The sequence below is a fragment of the Embleya sp. L77 genome (assembly GCF_055557415.1).
Genome location: NZ_CM145709.1, coordinates 3556560 through 3574459, shown reverse-complemented (window position 1 = coordinate 3574459; position 17900 = coordinate 3556560). Strand labels below are relative to the sequence as shown.

At 71.3% G+C, this 17900-nt stretch carries 17 protein-coding genes, 1 tRNA gene and 1 other RNA gene; 5 read left to right on the top strand and 14 right to left on the bottom strand.

The features are described from left to right. The first annotated feature begins 65 nt into the window (after nt 1–65). The 3 genes from ACZOOI_RS15280 to ACZOOI_RS15270 are packed head-to-tail and all read left to right on the top strand — an operon-like array spanning nt 66 to nt 3747. Complete coding sequence (locus ACZOOI_RS15280) at nt 66–1397, top strand: MFS transporter (protein ID WP_465276390.1); 1332 nt, start codon at nt 66–68, stop codon at nt 1395–1397. Beyond that, nucleotides 1381–1866: a cell wall hydrolase gene (locus ACZOOI_RS15275; protein ID WP_465276389.1), complete on the top strand. Its 486-nt coding sequence runs from the start codon at nt 1381–1383 to the stop codon at nt 1864–1866. The genes ACZOOI_RS15280 and ACZOOI_RS15275 overlap by 17 nt, the downstream gene beginning before the upstream one ends. 12 nt (nt 1867–1878) lie before the next feature. Then, nucleotides 1879–3747, top strand: coding sequence for a S9 family peptidase (locus ACZOOI_RS15270; protein WP_465276388.1), 1869 nt, complete (start codon nt 1879–1881; stop codon nt 3745–3747). Between the two features lie 115 nt (nt 3748–3862). Here ACZOOI_RS15270 and ACZOOI_RS15265 read toward each other — a convergent pair whose 3' ends face one another. From ACZOOI_RS15265 to ACZOOI_RS15225, 9 genes are all read right to left on the bottom strand, one after another. Continuing rightward, nucleotides 3863–4654 (bottom strand): SURF1 family protein, encoded by a 792-nt coding sequence (locus ACZOOI_RS15265; RefSeq protein ID WP_465276387.1) that lies wholly within the window; start codon nt 4652–4654, stop codon nt 3863–3865. A gap of 215 nt (nt 4655–4869) precedes the next feature. Further along, nucleotides 4870–5859 carry a DUF4232 domain-containing protein gene (locus ACZOOI_RS15260; RefSeq protein WP_465276386.1) on the bottom strand — a complete coding sequence of 330 codons (990 nt, stop codon included), beginning with the start codon at nt 5857–5859 and terminating at the stop codon, nt 4870–4872. Beyond that, nucleotides 5856–6443: a SigE family RNA polymerase sigma factor gene (locus tag ACZOOI_RS15255; protein WP_465276385.1), complete on the bottom strand. Its 588-nt coding sequence runs from the start codon at nt 6441–6443 to the stop codon at nt 5856–5858. Before ACZOOI_RS15255 ends, ACZOOI_RS15260 begins: the two co-directional genes overlap by 4 nt. Nucleotides 6444–6807: 364 nt before the next feature. Then, a complete protein-coding gene (locus tag ACZOOI_RS15250) occupies nt 6808–7875 on the bottom strand; it encodes an aspartate-semialdehyde dehydrogenase (RefSeq protein ID WP_020554885.1) in 1068 nt (355 codons plus the stop codon). Beyond that, on the bottom strand, nt 7872–9140 hold the full coding sequence (locus tag ACZOOI_RS15245) for an aspartate kinase (RefSeq protein ID WP_391586322.1): 1269 nt from the start codon (nt 9138–9140) through the stop codon (nt 7872–7874). Before ACZOOI_RS15245 ends, ACZOOI_RS15250 begins: the two co-directional genes overlap by 4 nt. Before the next feature lie 287 nt (nt 9141–9427). Continuing rightward, nucleotides 9428–10048: a DUF5063 domain-containing protein gene (locus ACZOOI_RS15240; protein ID WP_391586321.1), complete on the bottom strand. Its 621-nt coding sequence runs from the start codon at nt 10046–10048 to the stop codon at nt 9428–9430. Beyond that, nucleotides 10041–10640 carry a recombination mediator RecR gene (gene recR / locus ACZOOI_RS15235; RefSeq protein ID WP_391586320.1) on the bottom strand — a complete coding sequence of 200 codons (600 nt, stop codon included), beginning with the start codon at nt 10638–10640 and terminating at the stop codon, nt 10041–10043. Before recR ends, ACZOOI_RS15240 begins: the two co-directional genes overlap by 8 nt. A gap of 216 nt (nt 10641–10856) precedes the next feature. Next, nucleotides 10857–11201, bottom strand: coding sequence for a YbaB/EbfC family nucleoid-associated protein (locus ACZOOI_RS15230; protein ID WP_020554881.1), 345 nt, complete (start codon nt 11199–11201; stop codon nt 10857–10859). 276 nt (nt 11202–11477) lie between these two features. Continuing rightward, on the bottom strand, nt 11478–13628 hold the full coding sequence (locus ACZOOI_RS15225) for a DNA polymerase III subunit gamma and tau (protein WP_465276384.1): 2151 nt from the start codon (nt 13626–13628) through the stop codon (nt 11478–11480). A 344-nt stretch (nt 13629–13972) separates the two neighbouring features. Here ACZOOI_RS15225 and ffs point away from each other — a divergent pair. Then, nucleotides 13973–14071: signal recognition particle sRNA small type (gene ffs, locus ACZOOI_RS15220), an RNA gene on the top strand. Nucleotides 14072–14158: 87 nt separating this feature from the next. Continuing rightward, nucleotides 14159–14243: transfer RNA gene (locus ACZOOI_RS15215), tRNA-Ser, on the top strand. 332 nt (nt 14244–14575) lie between these two features. Here ACZOOI_RS15215 and ACZOOI_RS15210 read toward each other — a convergent pair. The 5 genes from ACZOOI_RS15210 to ACZOOI_RS15190 are packed head-to-tail and all read right to left on the bottom strand — an operon-like array spanning nt 14576 to nt 17811. Next, on the bottom strand, nt 14576–15688 hold the full coding sequence (locus ACZOOI_RS15210; protein ID WP_465276383.1) for a hypothetical protein: 1113 nt from the start codon (nt 15686–15688) through the stop codon (nt 14576–14578). Next, nucleotides 15685–15993 carry a helix-turn-helix domain-containing protein gene (locus ACZOOI_RS15205; RefSeq protein WP_465276382.1) on the bottom strand — a complete coding sequence of 103 codons (309 nt, stop codon included), beginning with the start codon at nt 15991–15993 and terminating at the stop codon, nt 15685–15687. The genes ACZOOI_RS15210 and ACZOOI_RS15205 overlap by 4 nt, the downstream gene beginning before the upstream one ends. Beyond that, nucleotides 15990–16736 (bottom strand): hypothetical protein, encoded by a 747-nt coding sequence (locus ACZOOI_RS15200; RefSeq protein ID WP_465276381.1) that lies wholly within the window; start codon nt 16734–16736, stop codon nt 15990–15992. The genes ACZOOI_RS15205 and ACZOOI_RS15200 overlap by 4 nt, the downstream gene beginning before the upstream one ends. Next, complete coding sequence (locus ACZOOI_RS15195; RefSeq protein ID WP_465276380.1) at nt 16727–17020, bottom strand: hypothetical protein; 294 nt, start codon at nt 17018–17020, stop codon at nt 16727–16729. The genes ACZOOI_RS15200 and ACZOOI_RS15195 overlap by 10 nt, the downstream gene beginning before the upstream one ends. After that, nucleotides 17017–17811, bottom strand: a complete 795-nt coding sequence (locus ACZOOI_RS15190; protein ID WP_465276379.1) for a hypothetical protein — start codon at nt 17809–17811, stop codon at nt 17017–17019. The genes ACZOOI_RS15195 and ACZOOI_RS15190 overlap by 4 nt, the downstream gene beginning before the upstream one ends. Nucleotides 17812–17900: the final 89 nt, after the last annotated feature.

Genomic DNA, 17900 nt, shown 5'->3' with positions numbered 1-17900 from the left:
CGGTTCGCTCCGCCGGGGGTCGGCGAGCGAGCCGTTGTCGTCTTTACGAACGAGGTAGTACAGCCATGCCGTCAGCCCGTGCGCAGGTGCGTCGTGATCTTGTCGCCGAGTCGGTGCCGAGCGAGCGAGCAGGTCGAGCGCCCGGGGCCGTCCTGACGTTGGTCGCGCTGTTCCTGGTGGCGATCAATCTGCGTGGGGCGATCACCGATGTGCCGCCGCTGCTTACCTCGATTCGGGACGATCTCGGGCTGTCGGGGGCCGCCGCCGGGGTGTTGACGGCTATTCCGGTCGTGTCGATGGGGGTGTTCGCGCCGCTCGCGCACCGTGGGGCCGCTCGGTACGGGTACGAGCGCACCGTGGCCGCGTCGGTGGTCGTGCTGCTCGTGGGGGTGCTGATCCGGCTGGGTGGGGCCTCGGTCGTGTTGCTCTTCCTGGGCACGCTGGTCGCCGGTGCCGGGATCGCGGTCCTGGGCGCGGCGCTGCCGGGTGTGGTCAAGACGCACTTCGCCGAGCATGCGGGGGCGGTCACCGGGTTGTACAGCGCGGCGGTCGGGGTCGGGGCGGCGGGTGCGAGCGCGCTCGCCGTACCGTTGTCCGACGGCTTCGAGTCGTGGCAGCTCTCCCTCGGCGTGGTCGCGATCCCGGCGGTGCTGGGCCTGTTCGCCTGGCTCCCGGTGATCCGACGCACCAAGCCGGTACGGACCGACCCGAGCCGCACCGGCACCGGCACCGGCACCACCGACGCGACCGAGGCCCGGCACACCGAGCCGACGCCCGCACCCGCACCCGGCACTGCGGCACCCCGCACCGCGGCGCCCGACGCCTCCCCCTGGCGACGCCCCGTGGCCTGGATCCTCGCCGTCTTCCTGGTCATGCAGACCACCGCCTACTACGGCGTGGTCGGCTGGGTGCCCGCCGCCTACGAGGAGCAGGGCTGGAGTGCCGAGCGCGCGGGGCTGCTGCTGTCCGTGTTCGGCCTCACCGGGATCGTCTCCGGCCTGGTGATCCCGCTGCTCGCGGACCGCTTCGCCGATCCCCGGCCGTTGTTCGCGGTCACCGTCGCGGGGGCCGTGGTCGGCATGGGCCTGCTCGCGTTCGCACCGGATCTGGCGCCGTGGCCCACCATCGCGCTGCTCGGCCTGACGCTCGGCGGGGCGTTCCCGTTGATGCTGGTGATGCTCGTCCGCTTCGCGCCGAGCCCGGCGGCGGCCGGTCGGCTGTCCGCGATGACGTTCCTGATCGGCTATCCGATCGCCGCCGCGCTGCAGATCGTGTTCGGCACGATCCACGACCTGACCGGCGACTACACCGCGGTGTTCGCGGTGCTGTTCGCGATGACGCTGGTGGAACTCGCGGTCTCGCTCGGGTTGGATCCCAAGCATGCCCGACACCCCTGAGCATCCGTCACCGCCCGTCCCCCCGGCACTGTCCGCCCTCCCGCCCCGCTTCCGGGACGTCCCGTACGTCTACGCCCGACACCCGCAGGCCGTCGCGCCCGGTGACCTGAGCGCCGGTGCCAACTGCCAGCTGTACGCGTACGCCTTCCTCGCCCATCACGGCCTGCACGTCCCGCCACTGCGCTCGTCCGAGTTGTGGGCCGACGACACCACCACCGTGCGGGTCGCCGAACCCGCGCCGCTGGACCTGCTCCTGTTCGACGCCGGCCCGCGCCCGGACCGCGATCCCGGCTACGCCGCGCACATCGGGGTGCATCTGGGCCCCGACCGGGTGCTGCACCTGTGCCGGGAGGTCGGCCGGCCGGTCGTCTGGTCGTACGCCGAGTTCGCCGCCCGCCCCCGCTACGCACGCCTGTTCGGAATCAAACGGTGCCGCCCGGTGACGGAACACAACCACCCCCTCCCGTAGTTGAATTGCGACATGCCCGCTCCCGAGAACAGCGCCTTGAACTCCACCTCCGTCACCGAACCCCAGAGCCCGTCCGATGCGCCCCCGCCGCCCGTTCCGGCCTGGGAACGCCGCTACCGCGCGGCCCGGATCGGCCTGCCGCGCTGGGCCGACCACGCGCCCGCCAAGTCCGTCTTCGTCTCCAACGCCTCCGGCACCTTCGAGGTGTACGCCTGGGACCGGGTCAGCGGAGCACAACGGCAGGTGACCGACCGGCCCAACGGCACCTCGTCGTCCCGGATCAGCCCGGACGGGCGCTGGATCTGGTGGTTCGCCGACACCGACGGCGACGAGTTCGGCGTCTGGATGCGCCAGCCGTTCGACGGCGGCCCGGACGAGGTCGCCGTTCCCGGTCTCGAACCGTCCTACCCCGGCGGCCTCGGTCTGGCGAACGACGGCACGGTCGTGGTCGGCCGGATGACCGACGACGAGGGCTCCACGATCCACGTCGCCCGCCCCGGCGCCGAACCGGTGACCGTGTACCGCCACACCGAGTCGGCGTGGTTGTCCGCGCTGTCCGAGGACGCCACCCACCTGGTCGTCGCGCACAACGAGCACGGCGACGCGATGCACGCTTCGCTGCGCGTACTGCGCCTGGACGGCACGCCCGTGGCCGACCTGCACGACGGTCCCGTGGGCGGGCAACCCGATTCGGACCTGTCCGCGATGGGCTTCTCCCCGGTCGCCGGCGACCAGCGGGTGCTGGTCATCCACCAGCGCCGCGGCCGGGACGAACCGCTGCTGTGGGAGCCGCTGACCGGCATCGAGACCGAACTCGACCTCGGGCTGCCCGGCGACCTGTCCGCCGACTGGTATCCCGACGGCCGGGCGCTGCTGATCGACCACGAGCAGCACGGGCGTTCCGAGCTGTACCGCTACGACCTGGCGAGCAAGGAACTCACCCGGATCGACACCCCGCCGGGCACCATCGGCGCCGCCGGCGCCCGGCCCGACGGCAGCGTGGAGTACCACTGGTCGAGCGGTTCGACCCCCTCCGAGCTGCGCTCGACCACGGGTGACGTACTGCTCACCCCGCCCGGCGAGCGTCCGCCCGGTTCGGTCCCGGTCACCGACGCGTGGGTGGAGGGGCCGGGCGGCAAGGTGCACGCGCTGGTGTCCAAGCCCGCCGGCGAGGGCCCGTTCCCGACCGTGTTCAACATCCACGGCGGGCCCACCGCGCACGACGGCGACCACTTCGCGGCGGACGTCGCGGCCTGGGTCGACCACGGCTTCGCGGTGGTCCGGGTCAACTACCGTGGCTCGACCGGCTACGGCAAGGACTGGACCGACGCGCTGCGGGTGCGGATCGGCCTGATCGAGCTGGAGGACATCGGCGCGGTCCGCGAGTGGGCCGTCGAGTCGGGCCTGGCCGATCCCGAGCGCATCGTGCTCTCCGGCGGCTCGTGGGGCGGCTATCTGACCCTGCTCGGCCTGGGCGTCCAGCCCGACGCGTGGGCGCTGGGGCTGGCCGCGGTGCCGGTCGCGGACTACGTCACGGCGTACCACGACGAGATGGACGTGCTGAAGGCGATGGACCGCACGCTGCTCGGCGGTACGCCCGAGGAGGTACCCGAGCGCTGGGCCGCGTCCTCGCCGCTGACCTATGTCGAGAAGGTGCGGGTACCGGTGTACATCAGCGCCGGCGAGAACGACCCGCGCTGCCCGATCAAGCAGATCGAGAACTACGTCGCGCGGCTGGCCGAACTCGGCAAGCCGCACGAGGTCTACCGCTACGACGCGGGCCACGGCTCGCTGGTCGTCGAGGAGCGCATCCGGCAGATGCGCCAGGAGTTCGCCTTCGTCGACCAGGTGATCGGCCTGCCGATCCCGAACCCGGCGTAGGCCGCCCGGCCCGGCGAATCTCGGCGGGCCGCGCCGCCGGGCACGCAAGCTGCCGGCCACCGCGCTCCGCCGGACAGGAACCGGCGGCGCACGTGCCGCACGACGGGGCTGGGTGTCAGCTTTCGACGCCCAGCTCCGCGAGCAGTTGCGCCTCCTGCTCCTCGGCCCGATCGTCCGCCTCCCGGCGGACCACGCGCCACCACACGAACACGGCGGCGCCGGCGAAGACGAACCACTGCGCGGTATAACCCAGGTTCTGCCACGCCCGGCCGGAAATCCCGCCGCCCTCGGTCTTCTTCGCCGCCGGCATCGGCGCCAGCGCGGCCGAATCGGCGGCCGGGGTCTGCGCGGTCAGCGCGACGAACCCGTCGGTGAGCGGGTACGGCAGCATGTTGACCAGCTCGGGTGTGCTGATCATCGAGAGTTGACCGGGCCGCAGGTCGGTGGCGCGTTCCGCGTCCGAGGTGTGCTCCGCCTCGGACCATTCCAGCCGACCGGTGACGGTGACCGGTCCGGTCGGCGGCGCGGGCACGGTGTCGCCCTCGACCCAGCCGCGGTTGACCACGACCGCCGGCGCCCCGGCGACCAGCAGCGGGGTGACCACGTACGACCCCGTACGCCCGTCGAGTCGGCGCCCGGGCACCACGAGTTGGCGGCCCACGTCGTAGGTGCCGCTCACCGTGACCGAGCGGCCGCGATCGGCCCCCTCGACCCGGCCGCCCAGCGGCACGAGGTCACCGATCGGCACCGCGGGAGCCGTGGACACCTTCTCCCCGCTGCTCCCGCCGCCCTTGTGCTCGCCGTAGCGGTGGAACTGCCACAGCCCCAGCGCCGCGCACACCGGGACCGCGACGAGCACGATCATGTGGAAGACCAGCCAGCGCGGCTGGAGCAGGAACCGGTACACCCCCCAACGGTAACCGTCGGCCGACGGCACCCGAGCGCGGGTGTCACCTCGCGCGGGCGGTCCCCGCGGCGGCGCGGTCGCGGTGATCCCGTCGAGAGGGGTCACCTCGCCTGCGGCTGGTCGCGCCGGGCCGCGGGTGGTCGCGCCCGGCCGCGGGTGGTCGCGCCCGGAAGATCCGCCGCCCGTGCGTCGGCCCGGCTTCCCGAGGCGGAGTGTCACCTCGCGCGCGGGTAGTCCCCCGTCCGATAGATGTCGGTGCGGAACACCGTGCCGCCGCACGTGGGCGTCAGCGCCACCTTGGCCACGTTGAAGTCGTTGGCGACGAGTGCGTAGCCGAGCGCGGGCACCGGCGCCTTGGGCGCATCGGGGGCGCACCTGCCGTCCGCGGCCGGCACCTGCGGTTGCCACGCGAACTGGAACTCGTAGGCCTGGCCCGGTCGAAGCGTGATCACCGTACCCGTCGACTCGGGCAGCAGCGGCAACCCGGCCGCGCGGTCGCCGGCCGTGTGCTGGTGCACGGTGACCTGCACGATCGGGTTCCCGGGCGGGGAGCCCACCGAGACCACTCCGGGGCCGGTCACCTGACATTCCTTGCGCGCGTTGCTGCGCACCTGGAGCACGCCGTACGCCAGGCCGTCGGCGCCGACCGGTCCGAGCCGGGCGTCCTCCCCGGACAGGTCGGTGGTCAGACACGCCGGGGTCGGCTTGGCCGGCGGCGCGGTCTCGCTCGGCGGCGCGCTGCTCGCGGGCGGCGCGCTCTGCCCGGTGCCCGCGCTCTGCCCACTCGTCGGCGCGGTCGAGGCGCCGGATCCGTTCGTCGGGGTGCCGCCTCGGGTCGGCGGGTGGGACTGTCCGGCCCCGCCCGGAATCCCGGCGCTCATCCCCTCGCTCGGCCCCGGCAACGGCTCCGTGACGTTGACCGAGGACGACGAGGACTGGATCCCGCCGACATTCGACTTCGAGTCGTCGCCGTCGTCCACCGCGGTCCGCAACACGGGTGTGCCGACCAGCAGCGCCGCCACCAGCCCGGCGGCGCCGAGCGTGGCCACCCGCCGTTGTCGGCGCCGGGCCGGCACGGCCACCCGCAGCCGGTCCAACGCGTCCGACGAGGGTCGCACGTCGGCCACCGCCGCATGCAGTCGCCGGCGCACCTCTGCCGCGAGGTCGTCGGGGTCGGGACCAAGGGTCCCCGGGTCGTTCGTCACGGCGTCTCCATCCGGGCCCGGAGGGCTTCCAGTCCGCGTGAGGCGTACGCCTTCACCGAGCCGACCGACAGTCCGAGCAGATCGGCCACCTGAGCCTCTGTCAGATCAGCGTAATAGCGCAGCACGATCACTTCCCGCTGCCGCCGTTGCAATTCGCGCAACGCCCTTACCAGCACGTCGCGTTCCAACACGTGCCGTGAACCGTCCTCGGTACTCGTCGCTTCCGGCTCGGGCTTGGACAGCAGGCGCATGCCCATGATCCGCCGCCGCAGCGTCGACCGGGACAGGTTCACCACGGTCTGCCGCAGGTAGGCCAACGTCTTGTCGGCCTCGCGCAACCGATGCCGGGCGGTGTGCACCCGGACGAACGACTCCTGCACCACGTCCTCACACGAATCGGTGTCGTCGAGCAACAGGGAAGCCAAGCGCAACAACGAACCATAGTGGGCGCGATAGGTCTCGGTGAGGACGTCTATCGAGACGCCCGCGTCAGAGGACACGGAAACTCCCGAAACGCCCTGATCCAGCGCGCCGACCACAGGCATTCGGACCGGGCGCAGCGCCGGTTCCGCCCTCACGACCATTTCTGCCACGACTGTTGGACACTCGACCCCCCGGGAAGGTTGTATACGCCTGCGATCCGGGGACGGTCGTCGGCTCAGCCACACATCCGCCCACCGTAGTGGGCCGGGTGATGTGCAGTCAGCTACTCGGGTCGGGGAAGCGGCCGTCTTGGGTCGGGGAGGCGGTTGCTCGAGTCCGGGAGGCGGCCGTCTCGAGTCCTGGAAGCGGCCGTCTCGGGTCGGGGAGGCAGCTGCTCGGGTCCGGGAAGCGGTTGCTCGGGTCCGGGAAGCGGTCGTTCGGGTCCGGGAGGCGGCCGCCGCACGCACGGCAGCCGGTGTCCCCACTCGGGGAACACCGGCTGCCGCAACGGTCTGCGGTCCGCGACTAGTCGCGCTCGACCAGTTCCGCGGCGACGACCTCGGCGATCTGGGCGGTGTTCAGCGCCGCGCCCTTGCGCAGGTTGTCCCCGCACATGAACATGTCGAGCGCGAACGGGTCGTCGATCGAGCGACGCACCCGGCCGACCCAGGTCGGGTCGGTACCGACCACGTCGGCCGGCGTCGGGAACTCGCCGTTCTCCGGGTCGTCGCACAGCACGACGCCGGGAGCACCGTCCAGGATCTCGTGCGCGCGGGCGACCGAGACCTCGTTCTCGAACACGGCGTGCACCGCGAGCGAGTGCGTGGTGATCACCGGGACGCGCACGCAGGTCGTGTGCACCTTCAGGTCGGGCAGCCCCAGGATCTTGCGGGACTCGTTGCGGACCTTGAGCTCCTCGGACGACCACCCGTCGTCCTTGAGCGAACCGGCCCACGGCACCACGTTGAGCGCGAGCGGCGCCGGGAACGGGCCGAAGTCGCCCACCGCACGGCGCACGTCGCCGGGCTGGGTGCCCAGCGTCTGGCTGCCCGCGACCTTGCCGATCTGTTCGCGCAGCGCGTCGACACCGGGCTGCCCGGCGCCGGACGCGGCCTGGTACGACGCGACCACGAGCTCCTTGAGGCCCAGCTCCGCGTGCAGCGCGCCCAGTGCGACGACCATGGTCAGCGTCGTGCAGTTGGGGTTGGAGATGATGCCGCGCGGACGCACCCGCGCCGCGGCGGCGTTGACCTCGGGCACCACGAGCGGGACCTCGGGGTCCATCCGGAACGCGCCTGAGTTGTCCACCGCGACCGCGCCCTTGCTCGCGGCGATCGGCGCCCAGTGCGCGGAGACCTCGTCGGGCACGTCGAACATCGCGACGTCCACGCCGTCGAAGCATTCCTCGCTCAGCGCGATGACCTCGACCTCCTCGCCCCGCACGACGAGCTTCTTGCCCGCGCTGCGCGCGGAGGCGATCAGCCGGATCTCGCCCCACACGTCCTGGCGGGTGGAGAGCAGTTCGAGCATCACCGTGCCGACCGCGCCGGTGGCGCCGACCACGGCCAGGGTGGGCTTGTCCTTGCGGGTCATCGGCCGGTACCTCCGTAGACGACGGCTTCGCCGGACTGGTCGTCCAGGCCGAACGCGGTGTGCACGGCCTGTACGGCGGCCGGAACGCCGTCGGCGCGGCAGACCACCGAGATCCGGATCTCGGATGTCGAGATCAGCTCGATGTTCACCCCCGCGCCGGTGAGCGATTCGAAGAACTTGGCGGTGACGCCCGGGTGCGAGCGCATGCCGGCGCCGACGAGCGAGATCTTGCCGATCTGGTCGTCGTAGCGCAGCGACTCGAAGCCGATCTCGGCCTGGGCCTTGGTCAGCGCGGTCATCGCACTCTGACCGTCGGACATCGGCAGCGTGAAGGAGATGTCGGTACGGCCCGTGGAGGCCGCGGAGACGTTCTGCACGATCATGTCGATGTTGATCTCGTTGTCCGCCACCAGGCGGAAGATCTTGGCCGCCTCGCCCGGCTTGTCCGGGACCCCGACCACCGTGATCTTCGCTTCGCTGGTGTCGTGGGCGACCCCGGAGATGATCGCGTGCTCCATGTCGTCCCCTTCGGGTTCATCCGTCACCCAAGTGCCGACGAGTCCCGAGAAGGACGACCGCACGTGCACGGGCATGTCGTAGCGGCGGGCGTACTCCACGCACCGCAGGTGCAGCACCTTGGATCCGCTCGCGGCCAGCTCCAGCATCTCCTGGTAGCTGATCCGGGAGATCTTCCGGGCCTTCTTCACCACGCGGGGGTCGGCGGTGAAGATGCCGTCCACGTCCGTGTAGATCTCGCAGACCTCGGCGTTCAGCGCGGCGGCCAGCGCGACGGCGGTGGTGTCCGAGCCGCCGCGGCCGAGCGTGGTGATGTCCTTCGTGTCCTGGGACACGCCCTGGAAGCCGGCCACGATCGCGATCGCGCCCTCGTCGAGCGCGGAGCGGATCCGCCCCGGCGTCACATCGATGATGCGCGCTTTGTTGTGGACCGCGTCGGTGATCACACCGGCTTGGCTGCCGGTGAACGACCGTGCGTCGACGCCCAGGTTTTTGATCGCCATCGCCAACAGCGCCATCGACATCCGCTCACCCGCGGTGAGCAGCATGTCGAGCTCGCGCCCGGAAGGGATGGGACTCACCTGCTGCGCCAGATCGATCAGCTCGTCCGTCGTGTCGCCCATCGCGGACACCACCACGACCACTTCGTGGCCCTGCTTCTTGGTGTCGACGATTCGCTTGGCCACGCGCTTGATGCCCTCGGCATCGGCGACGGAGGAGCCGCCGTACTTCTGCACGACAAGGCCCACGTGCGCTCCTCGCTTGATATCTGTGCGGTCGGCACAGTCTAACTAGGCCGCTCGGTGGTCAAAGCTTTATTCACATTGTGAGACGTACGTATCAGTAGGCGGGATTGTGCGACGTACGCATCACTGAGCGGCATTCGGTACCAAGACCACGAAACGCCCTACCCGGGGTCGGGAATCACCCTGCGAACCACCCGAATCGCGTGGATTCGGGGAGTTCGGAGCGATCGGGCGCGATCGGGTGCGGTCGGGCGCGGTCGGGCTGCGATCGGGCTGCGATCGGGCGACGATCAGGTGTGCGGGCCGCCCAGGACCACGGCGTCGTCGAGTTGCTCGGCGAGTTCGTCGACCAACTCGTCGGCGAGCGCCTGTCCGTCCGGGTCCAGACTCTCCGTGATCGGATCGTCCAGGCGGGCGTGCGACACCACCGATTGCAGCGCACGCAACACGGCGCTCGCGGTCGCGCCCCAGTTGGACATGTACGAGAACTGCCACCACCACAGCGCCTCGCGGCTGCGTCCGGCCCGATGGTGGGCCAGCCCGTGGGCGAGGTCGGCGACCACGCCGGCGACGTCGTCCGACAGTCGCGCCGCGACCGGTTTGGACTTGGGCACGTACGGGTCGAAGACCTCGTAGTACACGTCGATCGGCTCCAGCAACCGGGACAGCGCCGAACGCAGCGCGTCGACGTCCGGGTCGGGACCAGAGTCGGGCTCGAAGCGGTCGTCCGGCACCACGTCGGCGATCGCGCCGAGCCGGCCGCCCGCAAGCATCAGCTGCGAGACCTCGAGGAGCAGCATCGACACCGCCTGCTCCGGCTCCTCGCCCTTGGCCACCTCGGTGACGGCCAGGACGAAGCTGTCGATCTGGTCGGCGATCTCACTGGTGAATTCGTTCAGGTCGTCAGACATCGAGCAGTCGTCTCCCCTCGAAGGCACGCCCGAGCGTGACCTCGTCGGCGTACTCCAGGTCGCCCCCCACCGGCAGCCCGCTGGCCAACCGGGTCACACGCAGACCCATCGGCTTGCACAGGCGAGCCAGATACGTCGCGGTCGCCTCTCCTTCCAGGTTCGGGTCGGTGGCCAGAATCAACTCGGTCACCACACCGTCCGCGAGCCGGGTCATCAGCTCACGAATCCGCAGGTCGTCGGGCCCCACGCCCTCGATCGGGCTGATCGCGCCACCGAGCACGTGGTACCGGCCCCGGAACTCGCGGGTCTTCTCGATCGCCACGACATCCTTGGACTCCTCGACCACGCAGATCACCGCGACGTCGCGTCGCGGGTCGAGACAGATTCGGCACTGCTCCGATTCCGCCACGTTGCCGCATGTGGCGCAGAACCGCACCTTGTCCTTGACCTCGGTGAGCGCGTGCACGAGGCGCCGGACGTCGGCCGGGTCGGCCGCCAGGAGGTGGAAGGCGATGCGTTGCGCGCTCTTCGGCCCTACACCGGGCAGTCGGCCCAGCTCGTCGATGAGGTCCTGTACGACGCCTTCGTACACCTACCGTCTCCCTGCTTGCTTTGGTTGTTCGGGGGCTGCTTGTGGGCTGCTTGTGGGCTGCTTGGTGGCTGCCTGGTGTTTCGGTGGGCTTTCGGTGGGCTTTCGGTGGGCTTTTCGGCTTCGGTGGGGTCTTTCGGTGGGTTTTCTTGCCGGGCCTTGTGACGGGCTTTGCGATGGGTCTTCGGTGGGTTCGGCTTTCGGTTGTGGGGGCTCGGCTCACATGCCGGGCAGCCCGAGTGGACCGCCGCCGCCCATGCCCTGGGCCAGCGGGCCCATCAACTGGGACTGCATCTCCAGAGCCGCGCGGTTGGCGTCGCGCACCGCGGCGACGATGAGGTCGCCGAGGGTCTCCGTGTCCTCAGGATCCACCGCGGACGGCGAGATCTCCAGAGCCAGCAGCTCACCGGCGCCGGACACGGTCGCGGTCACCAGGCCGCCGCCGGCGCTCCCGGTCACCTGGGTGCGCGCGAGTTCGTCCTGCGCCGCCATGAGGTCCTGCTGCATCTTCTGCGCCTGCTGCAGCAGCTGCTGCATGTCGGGCTGGCCACCACCGGGAAACACTGGACACCCTTCGTCGCTCGGACGCGGCTTCGCACCGCCTCGGGGCGGCGCCCGCTCGGCCGCCGTCCTTCCGTCGAGCCTACGGCTCCGGGCGGGGCCGATGCGCGGCGACGGCACGCATCGGTGGGTCGGCGGTGGGTCGGCGGTGGGTCTGCAGTGGGTCGGGTGCCGGTCGCCGGCGGTCTGGTGGTGGGGATGCCGGGTCGGTTCCGGGTCGGGTGGGGGTCGGTACCGGGTGCCGGCGGGTGGGGGTCGGTACCGGGTCGGGTGGGTGCGTCAGGTGGTGGGCGACTCGTCGATGATCGTCGCGCCGAGTTCGCGGGTGAGCAGTTCGTGGGTGGACAGGCCGCCGTCGTCGGCCAGGTCCTCGTCGTCGTAGCGGCCGATGTCCTCGGGGATGTCGAAGTCCGGCTCGGGCGGCGGTGGTGGTGCCTGCCTGGGCTGCGGGCGGGTGGGCGGCGGCTGCGACGGGGCGGTGGCGGGGCGGGCCTGGGCGGGCGGCGGGGGCGCGACCGGAGGGGTCGGGGCCGGGGCGCCGGGCCAAGCGCCGGGGGGCGGGGCGGCGGGCGCGCGATCGACGGGCGGGGTCGCGCTCGGGACGGGAGCCGGGGCCGGGGCTGCGGACGGGGTCGGGGCCGGGCCGCCGGGGCGGCGGGCGGGCGCAGCGACTGCCTCGCCGGTGACGACGCAGTCGATCCGCCAGTCGAAGCCGAAGGCGTCCTGCACGGACTGCCGGACGATCTCGTCCCGGCCGCTGCTGCGGAAGCCCTCGCGGGTGCCCGCCTGCTCGAACGCGAGGGTCAGCGTGGTGCCGTCGAATCCGGCCACGGTCACGGTCTGCAACATCATCCAGGCCACCCGGTTGCGGCCGCGCACGGCGTCCAGGATCTGCGGCCACATTTCGTGGACACGGGCCAGATCGCCGGTGGCCTGGCCGGTGGCCTGGGCGGGGGCGGCGGGGGGTGCTTGGTGGGGCTGGTGGGGCTGTTGCGGGTGCTGCTGGGGGGCGGCGGGGGGTGGGCCGGAGCCGGCGGTGCGGGCTTGGGGCCAGGCGCCGGGGGTGGGGGCGGGCTGCTGTTGGTGCTGTTGCGGCTGCTGAGGTTGTGGGTGTTGTGGTTGTGGCGGCTGCGGTTGGGTCGCGGGAGCCGGTACGGGGGGCTGGGGCGGAGCGGCCTGCTGCGGGCGGGCCTGCGCGGGGGCCGCTCCGGCGTCGGTGCGGGCCTGGTCCGGGGCGGTGGGGGCCGCGGGTCCCGTGGGGAGGCCGCCGACGGACACGCGGCGTTCGAGGCGTTCCAGGCGCGTCTGCAGGCCCTGCTCGCCGGAGTCGACGGCGGGCAGCAGTACCCGTGCGCAGATCAGCTCCAACTGAAGCCGGGGTGCGGTGGCGCCACGCATCTCGGTGAGACCGGTGTTGACGATGTCGGCGGCGCGGGTGAGCCCGGCCCGGCCGAACTCGGCGGCGTGCCGGACCATGCGCTCCAGCTGGTCGGCGGGCACATCGATCAGGCCCTTGTCGGCCGCGTCCGGCACCGCAGCCAGGATCACCAGGTCGCGCAACCGCTCCAGCAGGTCGGCCACGAACCGGCGCGGGTCGTAGCCCCCCTCGATCACCCGGTCCACCAGCTCGAAGGCGGCCGCGCCGTCCTGCGCGACGAACGCCTCGATCACGTCGTCCAGCAGCGACCGGTCGGTGAACCCGAGCAGCGAGGTGGCCATCGCGTAGGTGACACCGTCGTCGGTGGCGCCCGCAAGCAACTGGTCCATCACCGACATCGAGTCCCGCACCGACCCGGCGCCGGCCCGCACCACGAGCGGCAGCACCGCCGGCTCGACCTTGATGCCCTCGGTCTCGCACACGGAGGCGAGGTGGTCGCGCAGCACACCGGGCGGCACCAGCCGGAACGGGTAGTGGTGCGTTCGGGACCGGATGGTCCCGATCACCTTCTCCGGCTCGGTGGTGGCAAAGATGAACTTCAGGTGCTCCGGCGGCTCCTCGACCACCTTGAGCAACGCGTTGAAGCCCGCCGACGTGACCATGTGGGCCTCGTCGATGATGTAGATCTTGTAGCGCGAGCTCACCGGCGAGAAGTGCGCCTTCTCCCGCAGATCGCGAGCATCGTCCACACCACCGTGCGACGCGGCGTCGATCTCGATCACGTCGATGCTGCCGGGCCCGCCGAGACCGAGGTCCCGACACGACTGGCACTCGCCGCAGGGTGTGGGCGTGGGCCCCTGCTCACAGTTGAGACACCGGGCAAGAATGCGCGCACTGGTGGTCTTGCCACACCCTCGCGGCCCACTGAACAGATAGGCGTGATTGACGCGGTTGTTCCGCAGGGCCTGCATGAGGGGTTCCGTCACGTGCTCCTGCCCGATGACCTCTGCATAGGTCTCGGGGCGGTAGCGACGGTAGAGGGCGAGCGACACGCCCCCGACGATAGCCGGGCGGAAGGACAGACGCGGCCCCTCACCACCCACCCACGCCCGAACAGCCGCGGCCTCCCGCCGCCGGCCGCGCCCGAACAGACGCCGCCCACCACTCGCCCCGTGCCCGAACGGACGCGGACCCCCACCGCCTGCCTGCGCCCGAACGGTCGCGGACCCCCGCCACCCGCCCCGTGCCCGAACGGACGCGGACTCTCACCGGCCGCGTGTGCCCGAACGGACGCAGACCCCCGCCACCCGCCCGTGGCCGAACAGCCGGCCCCATCCGTGCCCGAACACCGACCCCACCCGTACCCAAGCACCGGCCCCGGTCGGGTACTGTAGGCCCCGGACCCCCCGTGCGGCGGTATCCTCCTGAACCTCCCCAGGGCCGGAAGGCAGCAAGGATAGGGAGGCTCTGCCGGGTGCACGGGGGGTTCACAGTTTTCCCACCCCGCCCGGCCGGCCAGCCCCTCCGCCCCCTTCGAATAGGGGTGCGCGAGCACCCGCCGACCTCCTGTAAGCTTCCGCACGGAGGATTCGCCTAGTGGCCTAGGGCGCACGCTTGGAAAGCGTGTTGGGTTCACACCCTCACGAGTTCGAATCTCGTATCCTCCGCACCCGCCCACCTGGGCAAACGTCAGCCCGGACCACTTCGATGGTCCGGGCTGACGTCGTTTTTGGTTGCAGTTCTGGTTGCATTTATTTCGGATATATACGGCTAAATGCATCTCCGTAGGTCTGGTCTTCGTCCCACACGCCTCGAACCGGCAGCACATTCAGAGATCCGCAAAGCCTTCAAGTGCCACCTCGGCAAGAAGGCCTCGCCCCTGGCCATCTGAGTGGCGTAGTCCTGCCTCCAGGTGCGTGAGCAGCCGATCGCGCGGCTCACCCCATCGACGGGTGTGCGGCGCGGGAAGCCCCGGCAGCCGTCGCAGGGCCCCACGCGGTCACATCAGCGCGCGGGCCCGGCGCTCCCAGTCCGCGATCCGGGACATCACGCCGCTGACCTGCTTGACCGCGGCCGAGATGTCCCGGCCGGGCGCCCGCAGCGCCCGGCTCATCTTCGCCACCCACCGCATGCCGACCTCGAACTCGCCGAGCACGCCGACCACCTCGTGGGTGGACTCGGCGATGCTGACCATCTGCTCCAGGAAGCCGGTCGCCGAACCGGCGCGCTGCTCGGATGGCATCGCCGCGATGACGTCGAACGCAGTCAGGACCGCCGCGTCCATCTCCACCATCTGCCCGGCGAAGCGGGTGCACGCCTCCCGGAGACCGGAGGCCGGCTCGGCCATCGCCTTCCCCAGTTCGGCCATCGCCGGCAACCACGCGCTCATCGGCGCCCCGGGCTGGGAGGCCCGCTCCATCACCGGACCGATCTGCACGGCGACTTCGGCGATCACAGTCATAAATCCAGTAATCGCCTCTGTGGTCTCGCCCATCGCCTCCATCTGCTCCTCCACCCGGGCGAACCGGTCGATCAGCCCGGGGGCCTCCGGGTCGTCCGGCTCCGCCTCAACCACGGCCGGCAGCGGCGCCGCCGGGAGCCCGAACAGGATCCGCGCCGGGGTCAGCGGCTCGAATCTGTTGTTCAGGGCACCTTCCAGCGCACTCTCCAGGTCCCGCCGCGCCTTGACCAGTCCGCTCCGGCTGCGCTTGAACATGATTGTCCGGATCAGTGATAGGTCGAACGGCAGTTGGCCACTCTCACCGATGTGGATGATGGGCTTTCCGGTCAGGTGCCGGATCCCGATCTCATAGGTGACATTGGCGTTGCCCCCGGTGAGGTCAGCGATCACGATGTCGTCCTGCAGCACGTGACGGCAGATCTGGTCGGTGATCTCGCCCGATTCGGCGATCCCGTCCGCTCGGACCGGGACGATGCCGTGCCTGGCGCAGGCGGGCAAGATCACCGTCTCGTAAATCTCCAGGTTCTCCTCGAACGCCAGGAGCTCCGGACTCCCATCCTGGGCGTGCTCGTTCCCGATGGGCGCGATGACGAAGCAGGTCGTCATCGGCACCTCCTCCGGCTCCGGAGCGGCGACGGCCACGATGCTCATGCGTAGTCCTCCGTTTCGAACTGCGTTGCAAGATCGCGCTGTTCCGCGAAATCGGCACCGGCTCGCACGTCGGCCGGGTAGACGGGGCGCTCCTCGATCCCAAGCGCGCGAAGCAGGCCGGCGGTGGGGATCCGGTACTGCCATCCGAGGCGCAGGACCGGGCAGGGGAAACCGCCCTGATGGATGAGCTTGTAGGCGGTGGCGGGACAAAGTCCGAGCGCGCGGGCGGCGGTGCGCAGGTCGACGACCAGCGGCAGGTCGAACGCCTCGCCGAACGACAGCCAGGTACCGGAGCGTGGGATCATGGTCGTCCTCCGGCCGGACGCAGAGATAGGGTGCCGATCCGGCTGCCTTCGCTCGGGCGCCGCGCCCGGTGCACTATGTCTCCGAGGCCCAGGTGGCCTGCCAGCTCGCCCAGTCGGAAGCTCTCCAGCCGCTCCGGTGCGACGCTGAAACGCACCGTCGCCGACAGGCCGTCAGGCCGAGCAGGCGGCGACACGCGCAGTTCCCAGCCATCCTGCCAATCGCCGACCGGCGACTCCGCAGGCGCCTCCACGGCGAGGTGGGTGGCGGCCAGCGCCGCGATGTCCGCCACCGGCCGCTCCCGGATGCGGGCCCTGGCGAACGCCCAGACTCGGTTGATGGCTGGGCGCAGCAGTGCGGAGCCTGCCTCCTGGGCCTGCAGGTCCACGTCTGCGAGTGCCGCCAACAGGGCGAGCAGTGCTTCCGATTCGAGCTCCCGCCGGTCGATCGGCCACCGGATCGCGATCCGGTGAAGGGTGCGCCGCATTGCTGGCAGCGCCAGCCAGAGCGCCAGTAGTCGGTCCGGGCCGACCGCAGTGGTGTCGCGCTGCGCTGCGCCGACGGCCTTGCGCCAGATCTCCTCTCGGAGCTGCGGGTCCGCCGACCTGCTGTACAGCGCCCGCCGGGCCGCGAGGGTGGAGAGCCGAGCCGGGCCCTCGGCCGTGGTGACCGGGAAGGGCAGGTCGGCGGGCCGGAGCCGGTGCTCCAGCACGTCGAACACCCGGTTGTAGGGGATCAGTCCCATGGTGCGCCTCCCGAGTCGTCGGTGTCGTCACGCAGGTCGTCCACGATGCGTGAGCAGGCCCGGATGATCCGGTGCAACTCCTCGCGCAGCGTCTCGTAGGGGGCCGGTGAGAAGCCGGCCACGCGCCGCCGCGCGCTTGCGATGGGATGGTGGTCGCCAGCGGCGTAGTAGTGCACGTCGCCTGTCCGGCCTTGGACCGAGAGGCCCTGGGTGCCCTGCTGGCGGTTGCTGCCTGCCGCGTTCCCGCAGGAGGTGCAGCCTCCGGCGGGCGGGTCGTCGCTCATCGGCCTGCCCGACCCGGCACCGCCTCGTGAACGACGGACCCGTGGATCACGCCGGCCTGGATGGCGGTGCCGTGGACGCCGTGCTGCACGAAGGTCGGCTGCTCCCGCTCCGCCGCTCGCGCCGGGGGTTGTGGCCCGCCCTCCGGCCCGCCCGGCCATGGCTCCTGCGCGTCCTGCGGGTCCGCTCCGGGCAACCGAACCCAGCCGTACCCGGCGAACCCCTTCTGCTGCACGTGGATGCGGCGGTACTGCTCCGGGTCGAGTCCGTAGAACCGCGAGCGCACCACGTCTTGGTAGAGCCGGTCAGAGACCACCACGGCCAGGCTCTCCGAGCCGGCGGCCGCCAAGGCCTGTTTCACCTCGGGGGCGTTCAGGTAGCGGGCCACCGCAACCGGGGCAGGACCGGAAAAGCCAAGAGCGGCCGTGGCGGCCACGCCGGTATCGATGGCCAGCCGAAGCCGCATCCGCCCAGCGGGCCGGCGGGTGGCGTTGTAGCCGCCGAGCTCGGCTGCCAAGTGCGTGACGTACTCGCCCAGCACCAGTTGCTCGGGAGTGCCGGGCGGGAGTACCGCGAACTCCAGGTCGCCCTGCGGCTGGGTGGACCACTTGCCGTGGTCCAGCCCGCTGCGTTCGGCTGCCGCCCTCAACACCCGGGCGAGTTGGGCTTGTGCGGCCCACTGGTCCGGGGTGTCGAAGCGACTGTACTGCTCGATGTCCGCCGCCAGGCAGAGGCGGCGGGTAAGGTCCGGCCGGGACTTGTCCCAGGGCCGTGCGGTCGGATGCGACGTCATGTGAACCATCACCTGCTCGATGAGAGTGGACAGTTGGCTGCGATCGACGCCAACTGTGCGGCCGGCGGGCCGGAGTCTCGGAGCAAGCC